The organism is Sphingomonas sp. 2R-10, assembly GCF_030062225.1.
In the GTDB taxonomy this organism is placed as follows: Bacteria; Pseudomonadota; Alphaproteobacteria; order Sphingomonadales; family Sphingomonadaceae; genus Sphingomonas.
This window is the reverse complement of the sequence record NZ_JASCXF010000018.1, coordinates 48,880-65,736: the sequence shown is the minus strand read 5'-3', so window position 1 is coordinate 65,736 and position 16,857 is coordinate 48,880. Positions and strand designations below refer to the sequence as shown.

Genomic DNA, 16,857 nt, shown 5'->3' with positions numbered 1-16,857 from the left:
CCGCCTGAAAACCGGGCTGACCAAGCCCGCTGCTGGCGCAGCGGGTCCAGGGTCAGGAGCCGAGAGGTGATCGCATCAGCGGGGGCAGCGCTGCGCTGTTTGGATGGCTCCACGCTGCCCCCGCTGCTACCAGACGGTGTCATTTCTATCTGGTGACGATTATGTCTTTTCTAAACGGCAGGAACATTAATGACTTGTAGCGGTTCCGCATATAGCTCTGACGATGTCATCGGCCGGATCGTCGCGATCATGGCGCGACTGCGCGATCCGGCGACCGGTTGCGAATGGGATTGCGCGCAAAGCTTCGCAACGATCGCGCCCTACACGATCGAGGAAGCCTATGAAGTCGCCGACGCGATCGAGCGTGGCGACATGGCCGACCTGAAGGACGAACTGGGCGACCTGTTGCTGCAGGTCGTGTTCCACAGCCGCATCGCCGAGGAAGCCGGGCTGTTCGCGCTGCGCGACGTAGTCGATGCGATCAGCGACAAAATGGAACGGCGGCACCCGCATATCTTCGGCGAAGCCCCGTCCGGCGGTCATCACTTGTGGGAGCAGGTCAAGGCCGCCGAGCGCTGGGCGAAGCCGGGTCAGACCGGCGCGCTGGCAGGCGTCGCGCTGGGCATGCCGGCACTGGCCCGCGCGGAAAAGCTGCAAAAGCGCGCCGCCCGTGTCGGGTTCGACTGGCCCGATGCCAGCGGCCCGCGTGCCAAGATCGACGAAGAGCTTGCCGAGGTCGAAGCGGCCACGACCGACGACCACCGGCTGGAAGAGATCGGCGATCTCCTCTTTTCGGTCGTCAACTGGGCTCGCCATCTGGGCGTCGATCCCGAAGCGGCGCTGCGGACGGCGAACGGCAAGTTCGAACGGCGCTTCGCGGCGATGGAAGCGGCCGATCCCCTGTTCGCCGAACGGTCGCTCGGCGAGCAGGAGGCTGCGTGGGAGCGCGTGAAGCGATAGGGCGCATCCCTGCCGAAGCGGGCGTGATCCCGGCGAAGGCCGGGACCTCGCGGTGGTAGCGCGCAGCAGGAGCCGAGGGAGCCCCCAGCCTTCGCCGGGGTGACGGTTCCATGCCGGGAGCCCGAGCTACAACCGGGAGACTCCGGCCTTCGCTGGGGTGACGTTTGGATACCGAGTGCCCAAGCTACGGCCCGGAGTCCGCAGTCATCGCCGGGTGACGTTCTGTCCGATCTGGCCGCGTCCCGTCGCAAGGCCGGGCGGTTTCACCCCTTGTGAGGATGCTCGGCCCGATGCGGCGGCGGGTCCTACCGCGTCAGGAACCGGTCGTAATCGGACGGTGCCATTCGCACGTCGTACAGCGCACGGTCGTCGTCGATCCAGTGATCGGTCACCTCGCCATGCGCATGCAGCCATGCGGCGCTCGCGCCGTCCTCCGGTGCCAGTGCGATGCGATACCGCCGGTGTTCCTGCGTCAGGCGATCGCCGACGGTGCGGACGAGGCGGTCGACCCCCTCCCCGGTCAGCGCCGACAGCGCCACGACATCGTCGCGATGCGCCGCTTCGCCGAGCATCTCGATCCGGTCGTCCTCGCTCAGCAGGTCGAGCTTGTTCCATGCCTCGATCCGCGGAGTCGTCTCGTCGACGCCGATTTCCTTCAATACCGCCTCGACGTCGGCTGCCTGCGCTTCGGAATCGGGATGTGCAACGTCACGGACGTGGATCAGCAGATCGGCCGAGACCACCTCTTCCAGAGTCGCCTTGAACGCGGCGACCAGCTGGGTCGGGAGGTCGGACACGAAACCGACCGTGTCGGACAGGATCGCCTTGTCGATGCCCGGCAGCGAAATCTGCCGCAGCGTCGGGTCGAGGGTCGCGAACAGCAGGTTTTCCGCCATCACGCCGGCACCGGTCAGGCGATTGAACAGCGTGGACTTGCCGGCATTGGTATAGCCGACCAGCGCGACGACCGGCCACGGCGCCCGCTGCCGCCGGTCGCGGTGCAGCGTCCGGGTGCGGGACACGCCCTCCAGCTCGCGCCGCAACCGCGCCATGCGGTCGCGGATCAAGCGACGATCGGCCTCGATCTGGGTTTCGCCGGGACCACCCAGAAAGCCGAAGCCGCCGCGTTGCCGTTCGAGGTGGGTCCAGCTGCGGACCAGCCGACCCGCCTGATAGTCGAGATGCGCCAGTTCGACCTGCAAGCGCCCCTCGGCAGTCCGCGCGCGTTCGCCGAAGATCTCGAGGATCAGGCCGGTCCGGTCGATGACCTTGCAGCCGAGCGCGGTTTCGAGGTTGCGTTGCTGCACCGGCGTCAGCGCGGCGTCGAACACGGCAAGCTGGATATCCTCGTCGCGGACGACCTGCACCAGCTGGTCGACCTGTCCGCTGCCGATCAGCGTCGCCGGCTTGGGCGCGCGGACGCGGAAGGGCACGCGGTGCCGGACCTCGACCCCGATCGCCAATGCGAGCCCGGCGGTTTCCTCCAGTCGGGCATCGGCGTCGCGCGGCGATCCGCCCATGTCGGGCAGGACCACGATGGCGGTCGCGCCGCGCGCGAATTCCTGTGCGTCGCGATCGAAGCCGGTGCTCAAGCTTCTTCCGCTCCGGCAGCCTGTTCCTCGGCAAGGTTCAGCGGGTTTGCCGGCTGAATGGTCGAGACCGCATGCTTGTAGACGAGCTGCGACATGCCCTCCCGCTGGAGCAGCATGCAGAACAGGTCGAACGCGGCGATCTGCCCCTGGAGCATCACGCCGTTGACGAGGAACATCGTCACGTTTTCCTGCGCCTTGCGCACCGCGTTCAGGAAGATTTCCTGCAACGGGGCGTTCTTCGACGTGCTTTCCGCCGCGGCCTCGATCACCGACGACAGATCGGCGGGGCCGGCCGGCATGATGGTGGAAATGGCGTGCTTGTAGATGAGCTGGGACTGTCCGTCGCGGCGCAGCAGCACCGAGAAATTGTCGAACCACGTCACGATACCCTGGAGCTTCACGCCCTTGACGAGGAACATCGTGACCGGCGTCTTCGACCGGCGGAGCGAATTGAGAAACAGGTCCTGAAGCGACCCGTGTTTGTCGGCCATGGTTTGCCCTTGTTCTTGGCGGGGAATTTCCCGCATGAGTGTCTTTGACCGGCACCCGGTTGCCGTGCCCCTGTGGCACGGACCCGTAAGTTAAGCCCGACGACGCCCGGCCGCAATGGCCGGGTCGCCCTATTCGTCGCCGCGGGTTTCGGCGATGCCGAGCAGCTTGAGTTTGCGGTGCAGCGCCGAGCGCTCCATGCCGATGAAGGTCGCGGTGCGCGAGATGTTGCCCGAGAAGCGCCGGATCTGGACCCGGAGATATTCGCGTTCGAACGATTCGCGTGCCTCGCGCAGCGGCGACCCCATGATCGCGCTGGCCGTCGCCCCGCCCCCGCCCTCACCCGCCGACCCGAGCACCTCGGGCGGCAGCAGGTCGATGTCGATCCGGGCGATCCGGTTGCCCGGCGCGAGAATGACGGTGCGCTCGACGACGTTGCGCAACTGGCGGACATTGCCGGGCCATTCATAGCTTTGCAGCGCGATCATCGCATCGGGTGCGACCTCCGGCGTCTGCACGCGGCGTTCGTTGGCATAGTGCGCGACGAAATGCTCGACCAGCGGCGGAATGTCCTCGCGCCGTTCCGCCAGCGACGGGATCTGCACCGGTACGACGTTCAGCCGGTAATACAGGTCCTCGCGGAAATTGCCGTCGACGATCTCCTGCTGAAGATCGCGGGCGGTGGCCGAGACGACGCGGACATCGACCTTCACGACCCGGGTGCCGCCGACGCGCGTGAAGCTCTGATCGGTCAGCACGCGCAGGATGCGCGCCTGCGTCGCGATCGGCATGTCGGCGATCTCGTCGAGGAACAGGGTGCCGCCATGCGCCTGTTCGAGCAGGCCGGGCCGGACGAGATTGCCCCCCTCCTCCACGCCGAAAAGTTCCTCGTCGACGCGTTCGGGCGTCATGCGCGCCGCGCTGACGATGACGAACGGCGCGCGGGTGCGCTGGCTCCAGCCGTGGAGCAGCCGCGCGGCGACTTCCTTGCCCACCCCCGCCCCGCCGGTAATCAGCACGCGGCTGCCGGTGCCGGCGACGCGCTTGAGCGTCGCGCGGACGCTGTTGATCGCGGTCGAGCTGCCGGTCAGATCATCCTCGCGACCGGCCGAGGCGCGCAGCGACGCGACTTCGCGACGCAGGCGTTCGGTTTCGGTCGCGCGCTGGACGAGGAACAGCAGGCGTTCCGCCTCGAACGGCTTTTCGATGAAGTCCACCGCGCCACGCCGGATCGCCGCCACCGCGGTATCGATGTTGCCGTGGCCCGAGATGACCAGTACCGGCAGCGACGGGTCGCGCGCCTTCAGTTCATCGAGCAGTTCCAGCCCGTCGAGGCGCGATCCCTGCAGCCAGACGTCGAGGAGGACCAGCGAGGGGCGACGCTGCGCCACCGCCTCCAGCGCGGCATCGCTGTCGGCGGCACCGCGGGTTTCGTACCCTTCGTCCTCAAGGACGCCGGCGACGAGTTCGCGGATATCCGTTTCGTCGTCGACGACGAGAATGTCGAGCTTCATGCGGGCGTTCCGGTACGGGTAAGCATGGGATGGCGCGTCGTAACCTCCTGAAGATCGTCATCGTCCACCGTGCCCGTCCCTGCCAGCGCGGCAAGGATTGCGGGGTCGAGCATGATCGATACGATCGTTCCTCCCCCCGGACGGTCGGCGAACGATATGGTTCCGAAATGTTCTTCGACGATCTTGCGCACGATGGCCAGGCCGAGGCCGGTGCCGCCCTTGCGCGTCGTCATATAGGGTTCGGCGATGCGATGACGCTCGACCGGCAGGCCGATGCCGTTGTCGCTGGCGTCGATGTGCATCCGCCCCTGGGTATCGTAGCGGACGTCGATCGCGATGCGGCCGCGTTCGGCCCCGTCCGGGCGGGCGGCGACGGCTTCGGTCGCGTTCTTGACGATGTTGGTCAGCGCCTGTCCCAGCTGCCGGCGATCGCAGACCAGCGGCGCGGGACCGGCGGAATCGAGCACGAAATCGATGTCGGGGTGCGCGACCTCGTGCAGGAACAGGCTCTGGCGGGCGAGCTCGGCGATCGATTCGGGGCGGAACACCGGCTTGGGCATCCGCGCGAACGACGAGAATTCGTCGACCATGCGGCGCAGGTCGCCGACCTGGCGCACGATCGTCTCGGTCAGGCGGGCGAAGGTGCCGTCGTCCTCGACCAGCTTGCTGCCATAGCGGCGTTGCAGGCGCTCGGCGGCGAGCTGGATCGGGGTCAGGGGGTTCTTGATCTCGTGCGCGATGCGGCGCGCGACGTCGGACCATGCCGCCCGGCGCTGGTCGAGCAGTTGCTGGGTGATGTCGTCGAAGGTCAGGATATGCTGTCCGTCGTCGCGGGTGACGTGGACCGCCAGCGTCTTGGCCTCGCCGCCCGACGCGAGCTGGATGATCGCGTCCTGCGTCTCACCCTCCAGCAACTGGTCGAGTTCGGGCGCTACATCGCCCAGCGGACGCCCGACCAGCGGCGTGGTGCCGGTCTTGAGCAACGCGGTGGCCGAGCTGTTCGCCAGACGCACCGTGCGGTCGGCGCCGACCGAGACGACGCCGGCGCTGACGCCCGACATCACCGCCTCGATCAGGGCGCGACGGCTGTCGATCTGGGCGTTGGCGGCGACCAGTTCGCCGGTCTGTTCCTGCAACCGCTCGGTCATGCTGTTGAACGCGCTGGCCAGCGTGCCGATCTCGTCCTTCGTCCGGGCCATGGTCGGTTCGGGTACGCGAACCGACAGGTCGCCATCGGCCACCCGCCGTGCCGCGCCGACCAGCGCCCCGACCGGACGGACGAGCCGGTCGGCGACGGCGAGCGCGACGAACACGGCGATCCCCACGATGAACAGCGACACGACGAACAGCGCGATGTTGAGCCGCAGCTGGACGCTGCGCGACCGGTCGATCAGCGCCTCGTAATCCGACAGGATCGCACGGGTTCGCTTCAGACGCTCGGTATAGGATGCGAGGTCGATGTCCTGCGCCGAATAGACATAGTAGTTCGTGCCGGGAACGCGCGTGACGGACTGCACCTGCTGGTTGCGGACACTGACATAGCTGGGCTTGCCGGCGCGCAGCGCGGCGATCGATTTCGGATCGATGCTCCACCGCAGCGGACCTTCGTAGATCGACGCCGAGGCGAGCGAGCGCGGGCGGCCGTCGGCGGGGATATCGAACACGACCGAATCGCTCAGCGAACGCTGCACGACGCTGTTGCTGTACAGCATGCGGAATTCGAAGCTGTCGATCGCATAGCGGTTGATGAGCAGCATGCGCCCGACGTCGGAGGCGACCGCAACGTTCTGGCTGTCGACCGCTTTCAGGAATTCGTCGTACGACGACTGCGCCACTGCCTGCGCATTCTCGAAACTGCTGCGCGCGCGGGGCGACGACCAGAATTCGACGCCGTATTGGAACAGGAACGACGCAACGACGGTCACCAGCAGCATGGGTACGCTGGCGAGGATCGAGAACAGCGCGACGAGGCGGACGTGCAGCGTACCGGTGCCGCCGATCTCCGAGCGCGCCGCGCGCCGCTTGGCGATCCGGCGGCCGATCAGCACCAGCAGCGCCATTGCCGGGATGAGGTTGGCGACCAGCACGACCGCGGTCAGCGCCGGCGTCGGCAGGCGTCCGCGCGCGCTTTGCGATCCGTCGAACAGCAGGTAGCTGCCGATCCCGACGGCGATCACCGCCAGCAGCACCGCGACCTCGATCGCGGGGAACCACCGCGCCGGGATCGATGAGGCGCGCTTCGGTTCCGTCAACGCTGCAACCATGTTGCCGTTTTACAACATTCCCGCGGCAACGCACGTCAAATCGCAACAACCCCGTTTCGCGGCGGGATTATCGTTCCTTGTCCGCGTGATAGGCACGCAGCGCCGGATCGATGCCGAGATCGTCGAGCCGCTTGCGCAGCGTGTTGCGGTTCAGCCCCATCGCCCTTGCCGCGCGCAGCTGGTTGTTGCCGTGGCGATCGAGCATCGCCTCGATCAGCGGACGTTCGACGTCGGAGATGAGCCGGTCGTAGAGCGTGCCGTTCTCCAGCGTCGCCGGTTCCTCGCGCGCGATGCGGCGCAGCCACGCGCGGACGGCGTCGTCCAGATCGGCATCGGGCTGCGCCGTCGCGCGTGCCGTCGCATCGCCCAGCGTCCCGCGCAACTCCCCCGCCTCGATCGCGGCATCGCGGCCAAGCACCGCGACGCGGCGCATCAGGTTTTCGAGTTCGCGGACGTTGCCGGGCCAGTCATGCGCCGCCAGCAGCGCCAGCGCGTCGGGGGTCAGCGTCTTGCGCGGCAGGCCGTCGCGCGCCGCCTGATCGAGGAAATGGCGGGCCAGCAACGCCACGTCCTGCCGGCGTTCGCGCAGCGGCGGCAGCGCGATCGGCACGACGTTGAGGCGATAGAACAGGTCCTCGCGGAACTGGCCGGACTGGACCTGCGCCGCCAGCGTCTTGTTGGTCGCGGCGACGATGCGGACATCGGCGCGGATCAGGCGGGCGCCGCCGACGCTGGTGAACTCGCCCGATTGCAGGACGCGCAGCAGCCGGGTCTGCGCCTCCATCGGCATGTCGCCGATCTCGTCGAGGAACAGCGTGCCGCCCGCCGCCTGTTCGAACTTGCCCGCCGAGCGCTGCGCCGCGCCGGTGAAGGCGCCGCGTTCATGGCCGAACAGCTCCGCCTCGATCAGCTCGCGCGGGATCGCGGCCATGTTGAGCGCGATGAACGGCGCGCGGCGGCGGCGGCCGAGGTCGTGGATCGCGCGCGCCACCAGTTCCTTGCCGGTGCCCGATTCACCGGTCACCAGCACGGTCAGGTCGGTGGCGACGACGCGGGCGATGACGCGGTACACGTCCTGCATCGCCGGCGAGCGACCGATCAGCGGCAGCGACGTATCGATCGCCTCGACCGGTGCCTCATCGGCATCCTTCGATCGCCGGGCAAGCGCACCGCGCACGGCCAGCGCCAGCGTGTCGAGGTCGAACGGCTTGGGCAGATAGTCGAACGCCCCCGCCTCGGTCGCGCGCACCGCCGTCGTCAGCGTGTTGCGCGCCGACAGCACGATGATCGGCAGGTCGGGAAATTCGGTGGCGAGGCCGGCCGCCATCTCCAGCCCGTCGCCGTCGGGAAGGACGACGTCGGTCACCAGCACGTCGGGCAGGCCGGCACGCAGTTCGGCGCGCAGCTGACCCAGCGACGCCGCCGACTGCACGACATGGCCCTCGCGACGCAGGGCCTGTGCGACGACCGTCCGGATCGCTGCGTCGTCGTCGACCAGCAGGATGCGCGCCGGGCCGGTCATGCGCGCGGCAGGTGGATGCGGAACACGGTCATCAGCGGATATCCTTCGCGGGCATAGCGGACGAGGCCGCCCATTTCGCCGACCAGCTTTTCGACCATCGGCAGGCCGAAGCCCCGCCCCTCGCGCTTGCCCGACACGAACGGTTCGAACAGATGGCCGGCGATGTCGGCGGGTGCGCCGGGGCCGTTGTCGGTCACGGTCAGCTCGATCGGCACCGCGCGGCGCTCGCCATTGCCGACGCCGTGCGACAGGCCGTGGCGGAACGCGGTGCCGAGGACGATGCGCGGATGCTCGACCGCCTCCAGCGCCTCGGCCGCGTTCTTGAGCAGGTTGACCATGACCTGGACGAACGCATCGCGATCGATCCGCACCGGCGGCAGCGAAGGGTCGAAGCGTTCCTCGATCGTGATGCCGCGCGCGAAGCCGGCGGACGCCAGCTGGACGGCATGGGCGAGGACCGGATAGATGTTCTGCGGCTGGAGCGCGCGCGGACGGTCGTCGGTGAAGTCCTGCATCCGGTCGATCAGCGCGGCGATCCGGTCGACCTCGCCGACGATCAGGTCGGTCAGCACCGCGCGGTCGTCGACCTCACCCGCCAGCAGCTGCGCCGCGCCGCGGATGCCCGACAGCGGGTTCTTGATCTCATGCCCCAGCATCGCCGCCGCGCCGATCGCGGCACGCGCGCCGGCGGCATGCGACGCGGCGTGGCTGCCCCGCACGCCATAGAGCATGACGATCCGCCACGCCGAACCGTGCGCCGCCGGGGTGTCGTGGAAATCGACGCGCAACCGCCCGCCGCGCCCGAGCTGCAATTCGCAGTCGTAGCTGACGAAGGCGCGGCCATCGCGCTGTTCGGCATAGCCCGGCGGCAGCGACACGATCTGTTCGAGCGACAGGCCGCGCATCGCCCGGTCGGACTGGTTGAGCAGCAATTCGGCCGCTCCGTTGGCGTGGGCGATACACCCCGCATCGTCGAGTACGAGCGCCGCGACCGGCAACCCGGCGAACAGATCGGCGAAGGGCGGCATCGCCGCGCCCGCCGCGATCACGCCGCCGCGCGCGTGCACCATGGTGCGTAGAAATCGGCGAGCATCGCCAGCACCGTGCGCGATTCGGGCTGCTGGTTCACCTTGTTGCGGAACTCGGCCGAGCCGTGCAGCCCCTTGGTATACCAGCCGATATGCTTGCGCATCATGTTGACGCCGGTTTCCTCGCCATAATGATCGAGCATCATGTGATAATGTTCGACGATCAGGCGATACTGCTCCTCGACAGAAGGGTCGGCAGGCGCGTTACCACCCGACAGCGCCGCCATCACCTGCGCCAGCAGCCACGGCCGGCCATAGGCGCCGCGACCGATCATCACCCCGTCCGCGCCCGACTGGTCGAGCGCGGTGCGCGCGTCGTCCACCGAGCAGATGTCGCCGTTGACGATCACCGGCACCCTGACGGCATCCTTCACCCGGCGGACGAACGCCCAGTCGGCATGGTCGCGGTACATCTGGTTGCGGGTGCGGCCGTGGACGGTGACCATCCGCGCACCCAGATCCTCGGCGATGCGCGCCAGTTCGGGCGCGTTGAGGCTGGCATGGTCCCAGCCCATCCGCATCTTGACCGTGACCGGCACGTCCACCGCCCGGACGACCGCGGCGATCAGTTCGGCGGCGAGCGGCAGGTCGCGCATCAGCGCCGACCCCGCGTCGCCGTTGGTCACCTTGCGGACCGGACAGCCCATGTTGATGTCGATGATCGCCGCGCCCTTGTCCTCGGCAAGTTTCGCGGCTTCGCCCATCTCGACCGGCGTGCAACCGACGAGCTGCATCGACACCGGTTCCTCCGCCGGGTCCCACATCGCCTTCTGGATCGACTGGCGCGTCTCGCGGATCGCGGCCTGGCTGGCGATCATCTCGGTGACGTTCAGTCCCGATCCGTGCCGCCGTACCATCTTGCGGAACGGCAGGTCGGTGACGCCGGTCATCGGCGCGAGGATAACCGGCGTGTCGATCACGACGCCGCCGATGCGGATGGGAGCTAGGGTCATGGAATGTGCCTGAAAATCGGGCAGCCTCTACCGCAAAGCGGCGTGCAGGGCAAGGCTGGCGGGGGCAGTCGGCTTAGGCTAGGCGAGCGGCCATGCAGACCGGACCCACAGTCGCGCTGATCGTCGCCGCCGGCCAAGGCACGCGATCGGGCAGCGCCACCCCGAAGCAGTTCACGCCCGTCGCCGGGCGGCCGATGATCGCCCACGCCCATGCCGCGCTGGCCGCGCATCCCGGCATCGACCGGGTGGTCGTCGTGATCGGCGACACCCAGGCGGACGCGCTGCACGCGGCGGTCGGTGAGGTCGATCACGTGTTCGGCGGCGCGACGCGGCGCGAGAGCGTGGCGGCGGGTCTCGCCGCGATCGGCGACGCGGCACGGGTGCTGATCCACGATGCCGCGCGGCCGTTCGTGCCGGTCGCGGTGGTCGAGCGGCTGCTTGCCGCGCTCGACGGGACACCGGGTGCGGTGCCGGCCTTGCCGGTGGCGGATACGCTGGCGCGCAGCGGCGCGGCGCTTGGCGATATTGTGCCCCGCGACGCGCTGGTCCGCGTCCAGACGCCGCAGGCGTTCGACGTGGCGGCGATCCGCCGGGCCCATGCCGACTGGGACAACAGCGTCGAAGCGACCGACGACGCGCAGATGCTGCGCGCGATCGGGCTGGACGTGGCGATGGTCGAAGGAGACCCGATGCTCGACAAGATCACCTATCCCGCCGACTTCGCGCTGGCGGAGGCGCGTGCCCTGCCCGCGCTCGTATCGCGCAGCGCCACCGGCTACGACGTCCACCGGCTGGAAGCGGGCGAGGAATTATGGCTGGGCGGCGTGCTGATCCCGCACGACCGCGGCCTGTCCGGGCATAGCGATGCCGATGTGGCGCTGCATGCGATCACCGACGCGCTGCTCGGCACGATCGGCGCCGGCGATATCGGCACCCACTTCCCGCCCAGCGACCCGCAGTGGCGCGGGGCCGAATCGGGACAGTTCCTTGCCCATGCCGCGACGCTGGTGCGCGCGGAGGGCGGCATCATCGATTTCGTCGACCTGACGCTGATCTGCGAGGCGCCCAGGATCGGCCCGCACCGCGCGGCGATGCGCAGCCGGATCGCCGCGCTGCTGACGATCGCGGAACGGCAGGTCAGCATCAAGGCGACAACCAGCGAGCGGCTGGGCTTTACCGGGCGTCAGGAAGGGATCGCGGCACAGGCGATCGCGACGATCCGGGTGCCGGCATGAAGCGCTTCGCCCCGCTGCTAGCGCTGCTGGCCTGTGCCAATGCCCCGGCGCAGACCACGCAGCCGTGCGTGACGCCGGCCGAGGCGGAGGCGCTGGTGCTGTTCGTCGCGCCCGAGCTGATCCGGCAGGCGGGCGCGCGCTGTGCCAATGCCCTGCCCCCGTCGGCGCTGCTGCGGCGGACGGGTGGATCGTTCCTCGCCCGCTACGAAGCAGAGACCGACGCGGCATGGCCGCAGGCGAAGGCGGCGCTGTCGCGACTGACCGCGCCGCAGGCGATCCAGCTGCTCGATTCGTCGTTCGCGGCACCGATCGTCGCATCGCTGATCGCACCGATGGTCGTCGGCAACATCGATGCCGCCGACTGCCCGCGGATCGAGCGTGCCGCCAACCTCGTCCAGCCGCTGCCCCCGCGCAACGTCGCCGGCCTGATCGTGCTGTTCGCGCAGGTTGATGCCGACCGTCCCAACCCCCAGATGCGGTTGCCGCTATGCCGGCAAGCACCCCGGAATTGATGTAATGGATCACCTGCTCCCCCCCGAACTGGTCGATGCCGCGCGCCGCGTGGTCGAGGCCAACCGCACCGCCGGACGCCGGATCGCGCTGGCCGAAAGCTGCACCGGCGGGCTCGTCGCCGCGGCGATCACCGAGATTCCCGGCTGTTCCGATGTGTTCGAGGCAGGGTTCGTGACCTATTCGAACGATGCCAAGGTCGAGCTGGTCAAGGTAAGCTCCGACGTGATCGAGACGTTCGGCGCGGTATCAATCGCGACGGCGTGGAGCATGGCGCAAGGCGCGCTGGAAGCGACGCAGGCCGATGTCGCGGTCGCGATCACCGGTGTCGCCGGACCCGGCGGCGGGAGCGAGAAGAAGCCGGTCGGCACCGTCGTATTCGCACGCGCCGAAAGGGGTGGCGACCCGGCGAAGGTCGTCGCCGACCTGCGCCAATTCGGCGACCGTGGGCGCGGCGCGATCCGCCTTCAGGCGGCGTTGTGCGCGCTCGAACTGCTGCTGCCGCCCGAGGCGTCGGCGGACGAACCGGTCGCCGAATCGCCGTAGAGCCGGGCGGCGCGATCCTCGAACGCGCCGATCATCTTGCGCAGCGCCCGGTCGAACACCTGCCCGGCGAGCATTTCGAACACGCGGTTCTTGAACTGGAAATCGACGACGAAGTCGACATAGGCGCCGCCTTGCCCATCGGGGCGGAAGCGCCAGTCGTTGTTGAGATATTTGAGCGGCCCGTCGAGATAGTCGACGCGGATATGGTCCGGGCGCTCCTTCTGCACCTTCGACGTGAAGCTCTCGCGCAGGCCCTTGAACCCGACGATCATGTCGGCGACCATTTCGGTATCGCTGTTCGAGCGCACCCGGATCGCGCTGACCCACGGCAGGAATTCGCCATAGCGGCCGACATCGGCGACCAGATCGAACATCTGTTCGGGGGTGTAGGGCAGATGGCGGGTTTCGGTATGCTTTGGCATCAGGCGCGGACAACGCCCAGCTTCGCATCGCGGTTCGCCCGCATCCGTTCGAAATCGTCGCCGGCGTGGTAGCTCGAACGCGTCAGCGGAGACGATGCGACCAGCAGGAACCCCTTGGCACGGGCGATCGCGGCGAAGCCGTCGAACGCCTTGGGCGTCACGAAGTCGATGACCCTGGCGTGTTTCGGAGTCGGCTGCAGATACTGGCCCATCGTCAGGAAATCGATGTCGGCGGAGCGCATGTCGTCCATCACCTGATGCACTTCCAGCCGCTCCTCGCCCAGGCCGAGCATGATGCCCGACTTGGTGAAGATCGACGGGTCGAGCTTCTTGACGCTCTCCAGCAGCCGCAGCGAGGCGTAGTAGCGCGCACCCGGACGGATCGTCGGATAGAGCCGCGGGACGGTTTCGAGATTGTGGTTGTAGACGTCGGGGCGCGCCGCCACGATCATCTCGACCGCCGCCTCGTGCTTGTTGCGGAAATCGGGGGTGAGTATCTCGATCGTCGTCGTCGGGTTCGCAGCGCGGATCGCCTCGATCACCTTCACGAACTGCTTCGCGCCGCCATCGGGCAGGTCGTCGCGGTCGACCGAGGTGATGACGATGTGGTTCAGCCCCATCGCCGCCGCCGCTTCGGCGACATGCTGCGGCTCCAGCGGGTCGACCGCGCGCGGCATGCCGGTCTTCACGTTGCAGAAGGCGCAGGCGCGGGTGCAGGTGTCGCCGAGGATCATGACGGTCGCATGCTTCTTCGACCAGCATTCGCCGATGTTCGGACAGGCCGCTTCCTCGCACACCGTCGTGAGGCTTTTCGAGCGCATCAGCGCGCGGGTCTCGGCGACGACCTTGCCGGTCGGGGCCTTTACGCGAATCCAGTCGGGCTTGCGGGTACGCTCTGGGCGGGGCAGCGGCGTCATCTCGTTCATGGGCGTCAGATAGCGATGCGCGGGCAAACGAACAACCGCTTGCAACATTCCCCCCGGTCGTGCGTCCTGTCGCGCGAGGGAAAAGTATAATCTTGTGATGGAGAATCTTCGATGCACTTCAGCGACCTCAAGGAAGGCTATTACCGCTTCCGGGGCACCGAATGGCAGCAGGAGCGCGAGCGCTGGAACGAGCTAGCCACCGGTCAGAGCCCCAAGGTGATGGTGATCGCCTGTTCCGACAGCCGCGTCGATCCGGCGACGATCTTCGGTGCGGGGCCCGGCGAGATCTTCGTGGTGCGCAACGTCGCGAACCTCGTGCCCCCGTTCGAGGATGACGGCGGCCGCCACGGCGTGTCGGCGGCGCTGGAATTCGCGGTGACCAAGCTGGAGGTCGAGGAAGTCCTCGTCCTCGGCCACGGTGCCTGCGGTGGCGTGAATGCGTGCCTGACGCAGGCGCTGGCCAATACCAGTCCGGGCGAAGGCGGGTTCGTCGCCCATTGGATCGATCTGCTCGACGAGGCGCGCGAGAAGGTCGTGGCGACGCACGGCACCGGTCCCGAGGGGCAGAAGGCGCTGGAGCAGGAGGGCGTGAAGGTCTCGCTCAGGAACCTGATGACCTTCCCGTTCGTCAGGGAACGCGTCGAGGCCGGCAAGCTGAAGCTCCACGGCGCGGTGTTCGCGATCGACGACGGGCGGCTGCGCGTGCTCGAAGGCGAGACGTTCGAGAACGCCTGACGGCATGAGCGGTGGTGGAGCCGTCGGGCTCCACCATCGTGTCGTGCGGGGCCACGCCCCTCCCCCAGCCTGCGGCTGGTTTCCCTCCCCGCCTTGTGGAGTGGGCTTATTCCTTCGGGCCGTCGGCGGTCACGCGGATGTTGAGTTCGCGGAGTTGCCTGGGCGTCGCGTAGTTCGGCGCGCCCATCATCAGGTCTTCAGCCTTCTGCGTCATCGGGAAGGTGATGACCTCACGGATGTTCGGCTCGTCGGCCAGCAGCATGACGATGCGGTCGACACCTGGTGCCGAGCCGCCGTGCGGCGGGGCACCGAACTTGAAAGCGTTGATCATGCCGGCGAAGTTCGTGTCGACGTCTTCCTGCGTATAGCCCGCGATCTCGAACGCCTTGTACATGATCTCCGGACGATGGTTCCGGATCGCGCCCGACGACAGCTCCACGCCGTTGCAGACGATGTCGTACTGATAGGCGAGGATATCGAGCGGGTTCATCGTCTCCAGCGCTTCCATCTCGCCCTGCGGCATCGAGAAGGGGTTGTGGCTGAAATCGACCTTCTTCGCGTCCTCGTCATATTCGAACATCGGGAAGTCGACGATCCAGCAGAATTCGAACCGCTTGTCATCAATCAGGCCCAGCGTTTCCGCGACGCGGGTGCGGGCGAGGCCGGCGAGCTTGGCCGCCTGCGCTTCCTTGCCCGCGGCGAAGAACACGCCGTCGTCGGGGCCGAGGCCAAGGGCTTCGGCGATCTTCGCCATGCCGTCCTCGCCATGGTTCTTGGCAATCGGCCCGCCCCATTCGCCGCCCTTGCGCGTCGCATAGCCGAGGCCGGCGAACCCTTCGGACTGGGCCCAGGCGTTCATGTCGTCGAAGAACTTGCGGCTCCTGTCGGCGGTCTTCGGTGCCGGCATCGCGCGGACGACGTCGCCCGCCTCGACGATCGAGGCGAAGCGGCCGAAGCCCGACCCGACGAACAGACCCGACACGTCGGTGATGACCAGCGGGTTGCGCAGGTCGGGCTTGTCGTTGCCGTATTTCAGCATCGATTCGCGGTAGGGAATGCGCTGGAACGGCAGCGGCGACACGGTGCGGCCCTTACCCTGCCAGTTGGCATATTCCTCGAACACGCCGTGCAATACGGGTTCGATCGCGGCGAAGACGTCCTCCTGCGTGACGAAGCTCATTTCGAAGTCGAGCTGGTAGAATTCGCCGGGCGAGCGGTCGGCGCGGGCGTCCTCGTCGCGGAAGCAGGGCGCGATCTGGAAATAGCGGTCGAAGCCGGCGACCATCAGCAGCTGCTTGAACATCTGCGGCGCCTGCGGCAGCGCGTAGAACTTGCCGGGATGGACGCGGCTGGGGACCAGATAGTCGCGCGCACCCTCGGGCGACGACGCGGTCAGGATCGGGGTCTGGAACTCGGTAAAGCCCTGGTCGATCATCCGGCGGCGCAGCGACGCGATGACGTTCGAGCGCAGCAGGATGTTCGCGTGCAGCCGCTCGCGACGCAGGTCGAGGAAGCGATAGCGCAGGCGGATGTCCTCGGGATACTCGGCCTCGCCGGCGACCGGCATCGGCAGTTCCTGCGCCGCCGACTGGAGCGTCGCGGCGCGGGCATAAATCTCGATCGCGCCGGTCGCGAGGTTCGGGTTCTTCGTCGCCTCGCTGCGCAGCTTCACGCTGCCGTCGATCGTCAACACCGATTCGGTGCGGGCCGAATCGAGCAGCGCGAGTGCCGGCGAATCGCCGTCGGCGACGATCTGGGTAATGCCGTAATGGTCACGCAGGTCGATGAACAACACGCCGCCATGGTCGCGCTTGCGATGCACCCAGCCCGACAGGCGGACGGTATCGCCGTCGTTCGCGTCCGTGAGCTGGCCGCAGTTATGGGTGCGATAGGCGTGCATCGTTCAGACCTTATTTGCCTCGTCGATCCCCGCGGGTGCGGGGGAGCCGGTGCTCGATCGCGCAGGACGCTATTCCATAGGCTTTCATCGCCGCAGCTGCGCTAGAGCGCCGAAGCGATCCCCGCGGGTGCGGGGGAGCCTAAAGTCGTTCCACGCTAATCAGTTCGCATCGCCCCCCGCGAATGCAGAGACGACGGATTA

Annotated in this window: 15 protein-coding genes; 5 read left to right on the top strand and 10 right to left on the bottom strand. The window is 67.9% G+C overall.

What is annotated here, in order from left to right:
- Positions 1 to 189 precede the first annotated feature (189 nt).
- Positions 190 to 960, top strand: a complete 771-nt coding sequence (mazG, locus tag QLH51_RS10165) for a nucleoside triphosphate pyrophosphohydrolase (protein ID WP_125657238.1) — start codon at positions 190 to 192, stop codon at positions 958 to 960.
- A gap of 305 nt (positions 961 to 1,265) precedes the next feature.
- Here the strand turns inward: mazG and hflX are convergent, their stop codons facing one another.
- The 7 genes from hflX to dusB all read right to left on the bottom strand — a co-directional run bounded on the left by hflX (position 1,266) and on the right by dusB (position 10,382).
- Positions 1,266 to 2,552 carry a GTPase HflX gene (gene hflX, locus QLH51_RS10160; RefSeq protein ID WP_125657236.1) on the bottom strand — a complete coding sequence of 429 codons (1,287 nt, stop codon included), beginning with the start codon at positions 2,550 to 2,552 and terminating at the stop codon, positions 1,266 to 1,268.
- A complete protein-coding gene (gene hfq, locus QLH51_RS10155; RefSeq protein ID WP_125657233.1) occupies positions 2,549 to 3,079 on the bottom strand; it encodes an RNA chaperone Hfq in 531 nt (176 codons plus the stop codon). Before hfq ends, hflX begins: the two co-directional genes overlap by 4 nt.
- A 93-nt stretch (positions 3,080 to 3,172) precedes the next feature.
- On the bottom strand, positions 3,173 to 4,555 hold the full coding sequence (gene ntrX, locus QLH51_RS10150) for a nitrogen assimilation response regulator NtrX (RefSeq protein WP_125657230.1): 1,383 nt from the start codon (positions 4,553 to 4,555) through the stop codon (positions 3,173 to 3,175).
- On the bottom strand, positions 4,552 to 6,807 hold the full coding sequence (locus QLH51_RS10145) for a sensor histidine kinase NtrY-like (protein ID WP_206428985.1): 2,256 nt from the start codon (positions 6,805 to 6,807) through the stop codon (positions 4,552 to 4,554). The genes ntrX and QLH51_RS10145 overlap by 4 nt, the downstream gene beginning before the upstream one ends.
- Positions 6,808 to 6,886: 79 nt before the next feature.
- On the bottom strand, positions 6,887 to 8,341 hold the full coding sequence (gene ntrC, locus QLH51_RS10140; RefSeq protein WP_125657227.1) for a nitrogen regulation protein NR(I): 1,455 nt from the start codon (positions 8,339 to 8,341) through the stop codon (positions 6,887 to 6,889).
- Entirely contained in the window at positions 8,338 to 9,411 is a 1,074-nt protein-coding gene (locus tag QLH51_RS10135; protein WP_125657224.1) for a two-component system sensor histidine kinase NtrB, read from the bottom strand. Before QLH51_RS10135 ends, ntrC begins: the two co-directional genes overlap by 4 nt.
- Positions 9,387 to 10,382 (bottom strand): tRNA dihydrouridine synthase DusB, encoded by a 996-nt coding sequence (dusB, locus tag QLH51_RS10130; protein ID WP_125657222.1) that lies wholly within the window; start codon positions 10,380 to 10,382, stop codon positions 9,387 to 9,389. Before dusB ends, QLH51_RS10135 begins: the two co-directional genes overlap by 25 nt.
- A gap of 92 nt (positions 10,383 to 10,474) precedes the next feature.
- On the opposite strand from dusB, the gene QLH51_RS10125 reads away from it, so the two are divergent.
- Genes QLH51_RS10125 through QLH51_RS10115 form a run of 3 tightly spaced genes read left to right on the top strand, consistent with a single transcriptional unit; the run spans position 10,475 to position 12,673 of the window.
- A complete protein-coding gene (locus QLH51_RS10125) occupies positions 10,475 to 11,617 on the top strand; it encodes a bifunctional 2-C-methyl-D-erythritol 4-phosphate cytidylyltransferase/2-C-methyl-D-erythritol 2,4-cyclodiphosphate synthase (protein ID WP_125657219.1) in 1,143 nt (380 codons plus the stop codon).
- A complete protein-coding gene (locus QLH51_RS10120) occupies positions 11,614 to 12,129 on the top strand; it encodes a hypothetical protein (RefSeq protein WP_125657216.1) in 516 nt (171 codons plus the stop codon). Before QLH51_RS10125 ends, QLH51_RS10120 begins: the two co-directional genes overlap by 4 nt.
- Before the next feature lie 4 nt (positions 12,130 to 12,133).
- The gene (locus QLH51_RS10115; protein WP_125657214.1) at positions 12,134 to 12,673 is read left to right on the top strand and encodes a CinA family protein; all 540 of its coding nucleotides are present in this window, start codon (positions 12,134 to 12,136) and stop codon (positions 12,671 to 12,673) included.
- Here the strand turns inward: QLH51_RS10115 and QLH51_RS10110 are convergent.
- Both QLH51_RS10110 and lipA read right to left on the bottom strand, forming a co-directional pair.
- Positions 12,595 to 13,095, bottom strand: a complete 501-nt coding sequence (locus QLH51_RS10110; RefSeq protein WP_125657212.1) for a type II toxin-antitoxin system RatA family toxin — start codon at positions 13,093 to 13,095, stop codon at positions 12,595 to 12,597. The genes QLH51_RS10115 and QLH51_RS10110 overlap by 79 nt on opposite strands.
- Positions 13,095 to 14,021, bottom strand: a complete 927-nt coding sequence (gene lipA / locus QLH51_RS10105) for a lipoyl synthase (protein WP_125657209.1) — start codon at positions 14,019 to 14,021, stop codon at positions 13,095 to 13,097. The genes QLH51_RS10110 and lipA overlap by 1 nt, the downstream gene beginning before the upstream one ends.
- Positions 14,022 to 14,132: 111 nt before the next feature.
- Between lipA and QLH51_RS10100 the strand changes: the two genes are divergently transcribed.
- Positions 14,133 to 14,756, top strand: a complete 624-nt coding sequence (locus tag QLH51_RS10100) for a carbonic anhydrase (protein WP_125657206.1) — start codon at positions 14,133 to 14,135, stop codon at positions 14,754 to 14,756.
- Between the two features lie 106 nt (positions 14,757 to 14,862).
- Here QLH51_RS10100 and aspS read toward each other — a convergent pair whose 3' ends face one another.
- Complete coding sequence (gene aspS, locus QLH51_RS10095; protein ID WP_125657203.1) at positions 14,863 to 16,656, bottom strand: aspartate--tRNA ligase; 1,794 nt, start codon at positions 16,654 to 16,656, stop codon at positions 14,863 to 14,865.
- Positions 16,657 to 16,857: the final 201 nt, after the last annotated feature.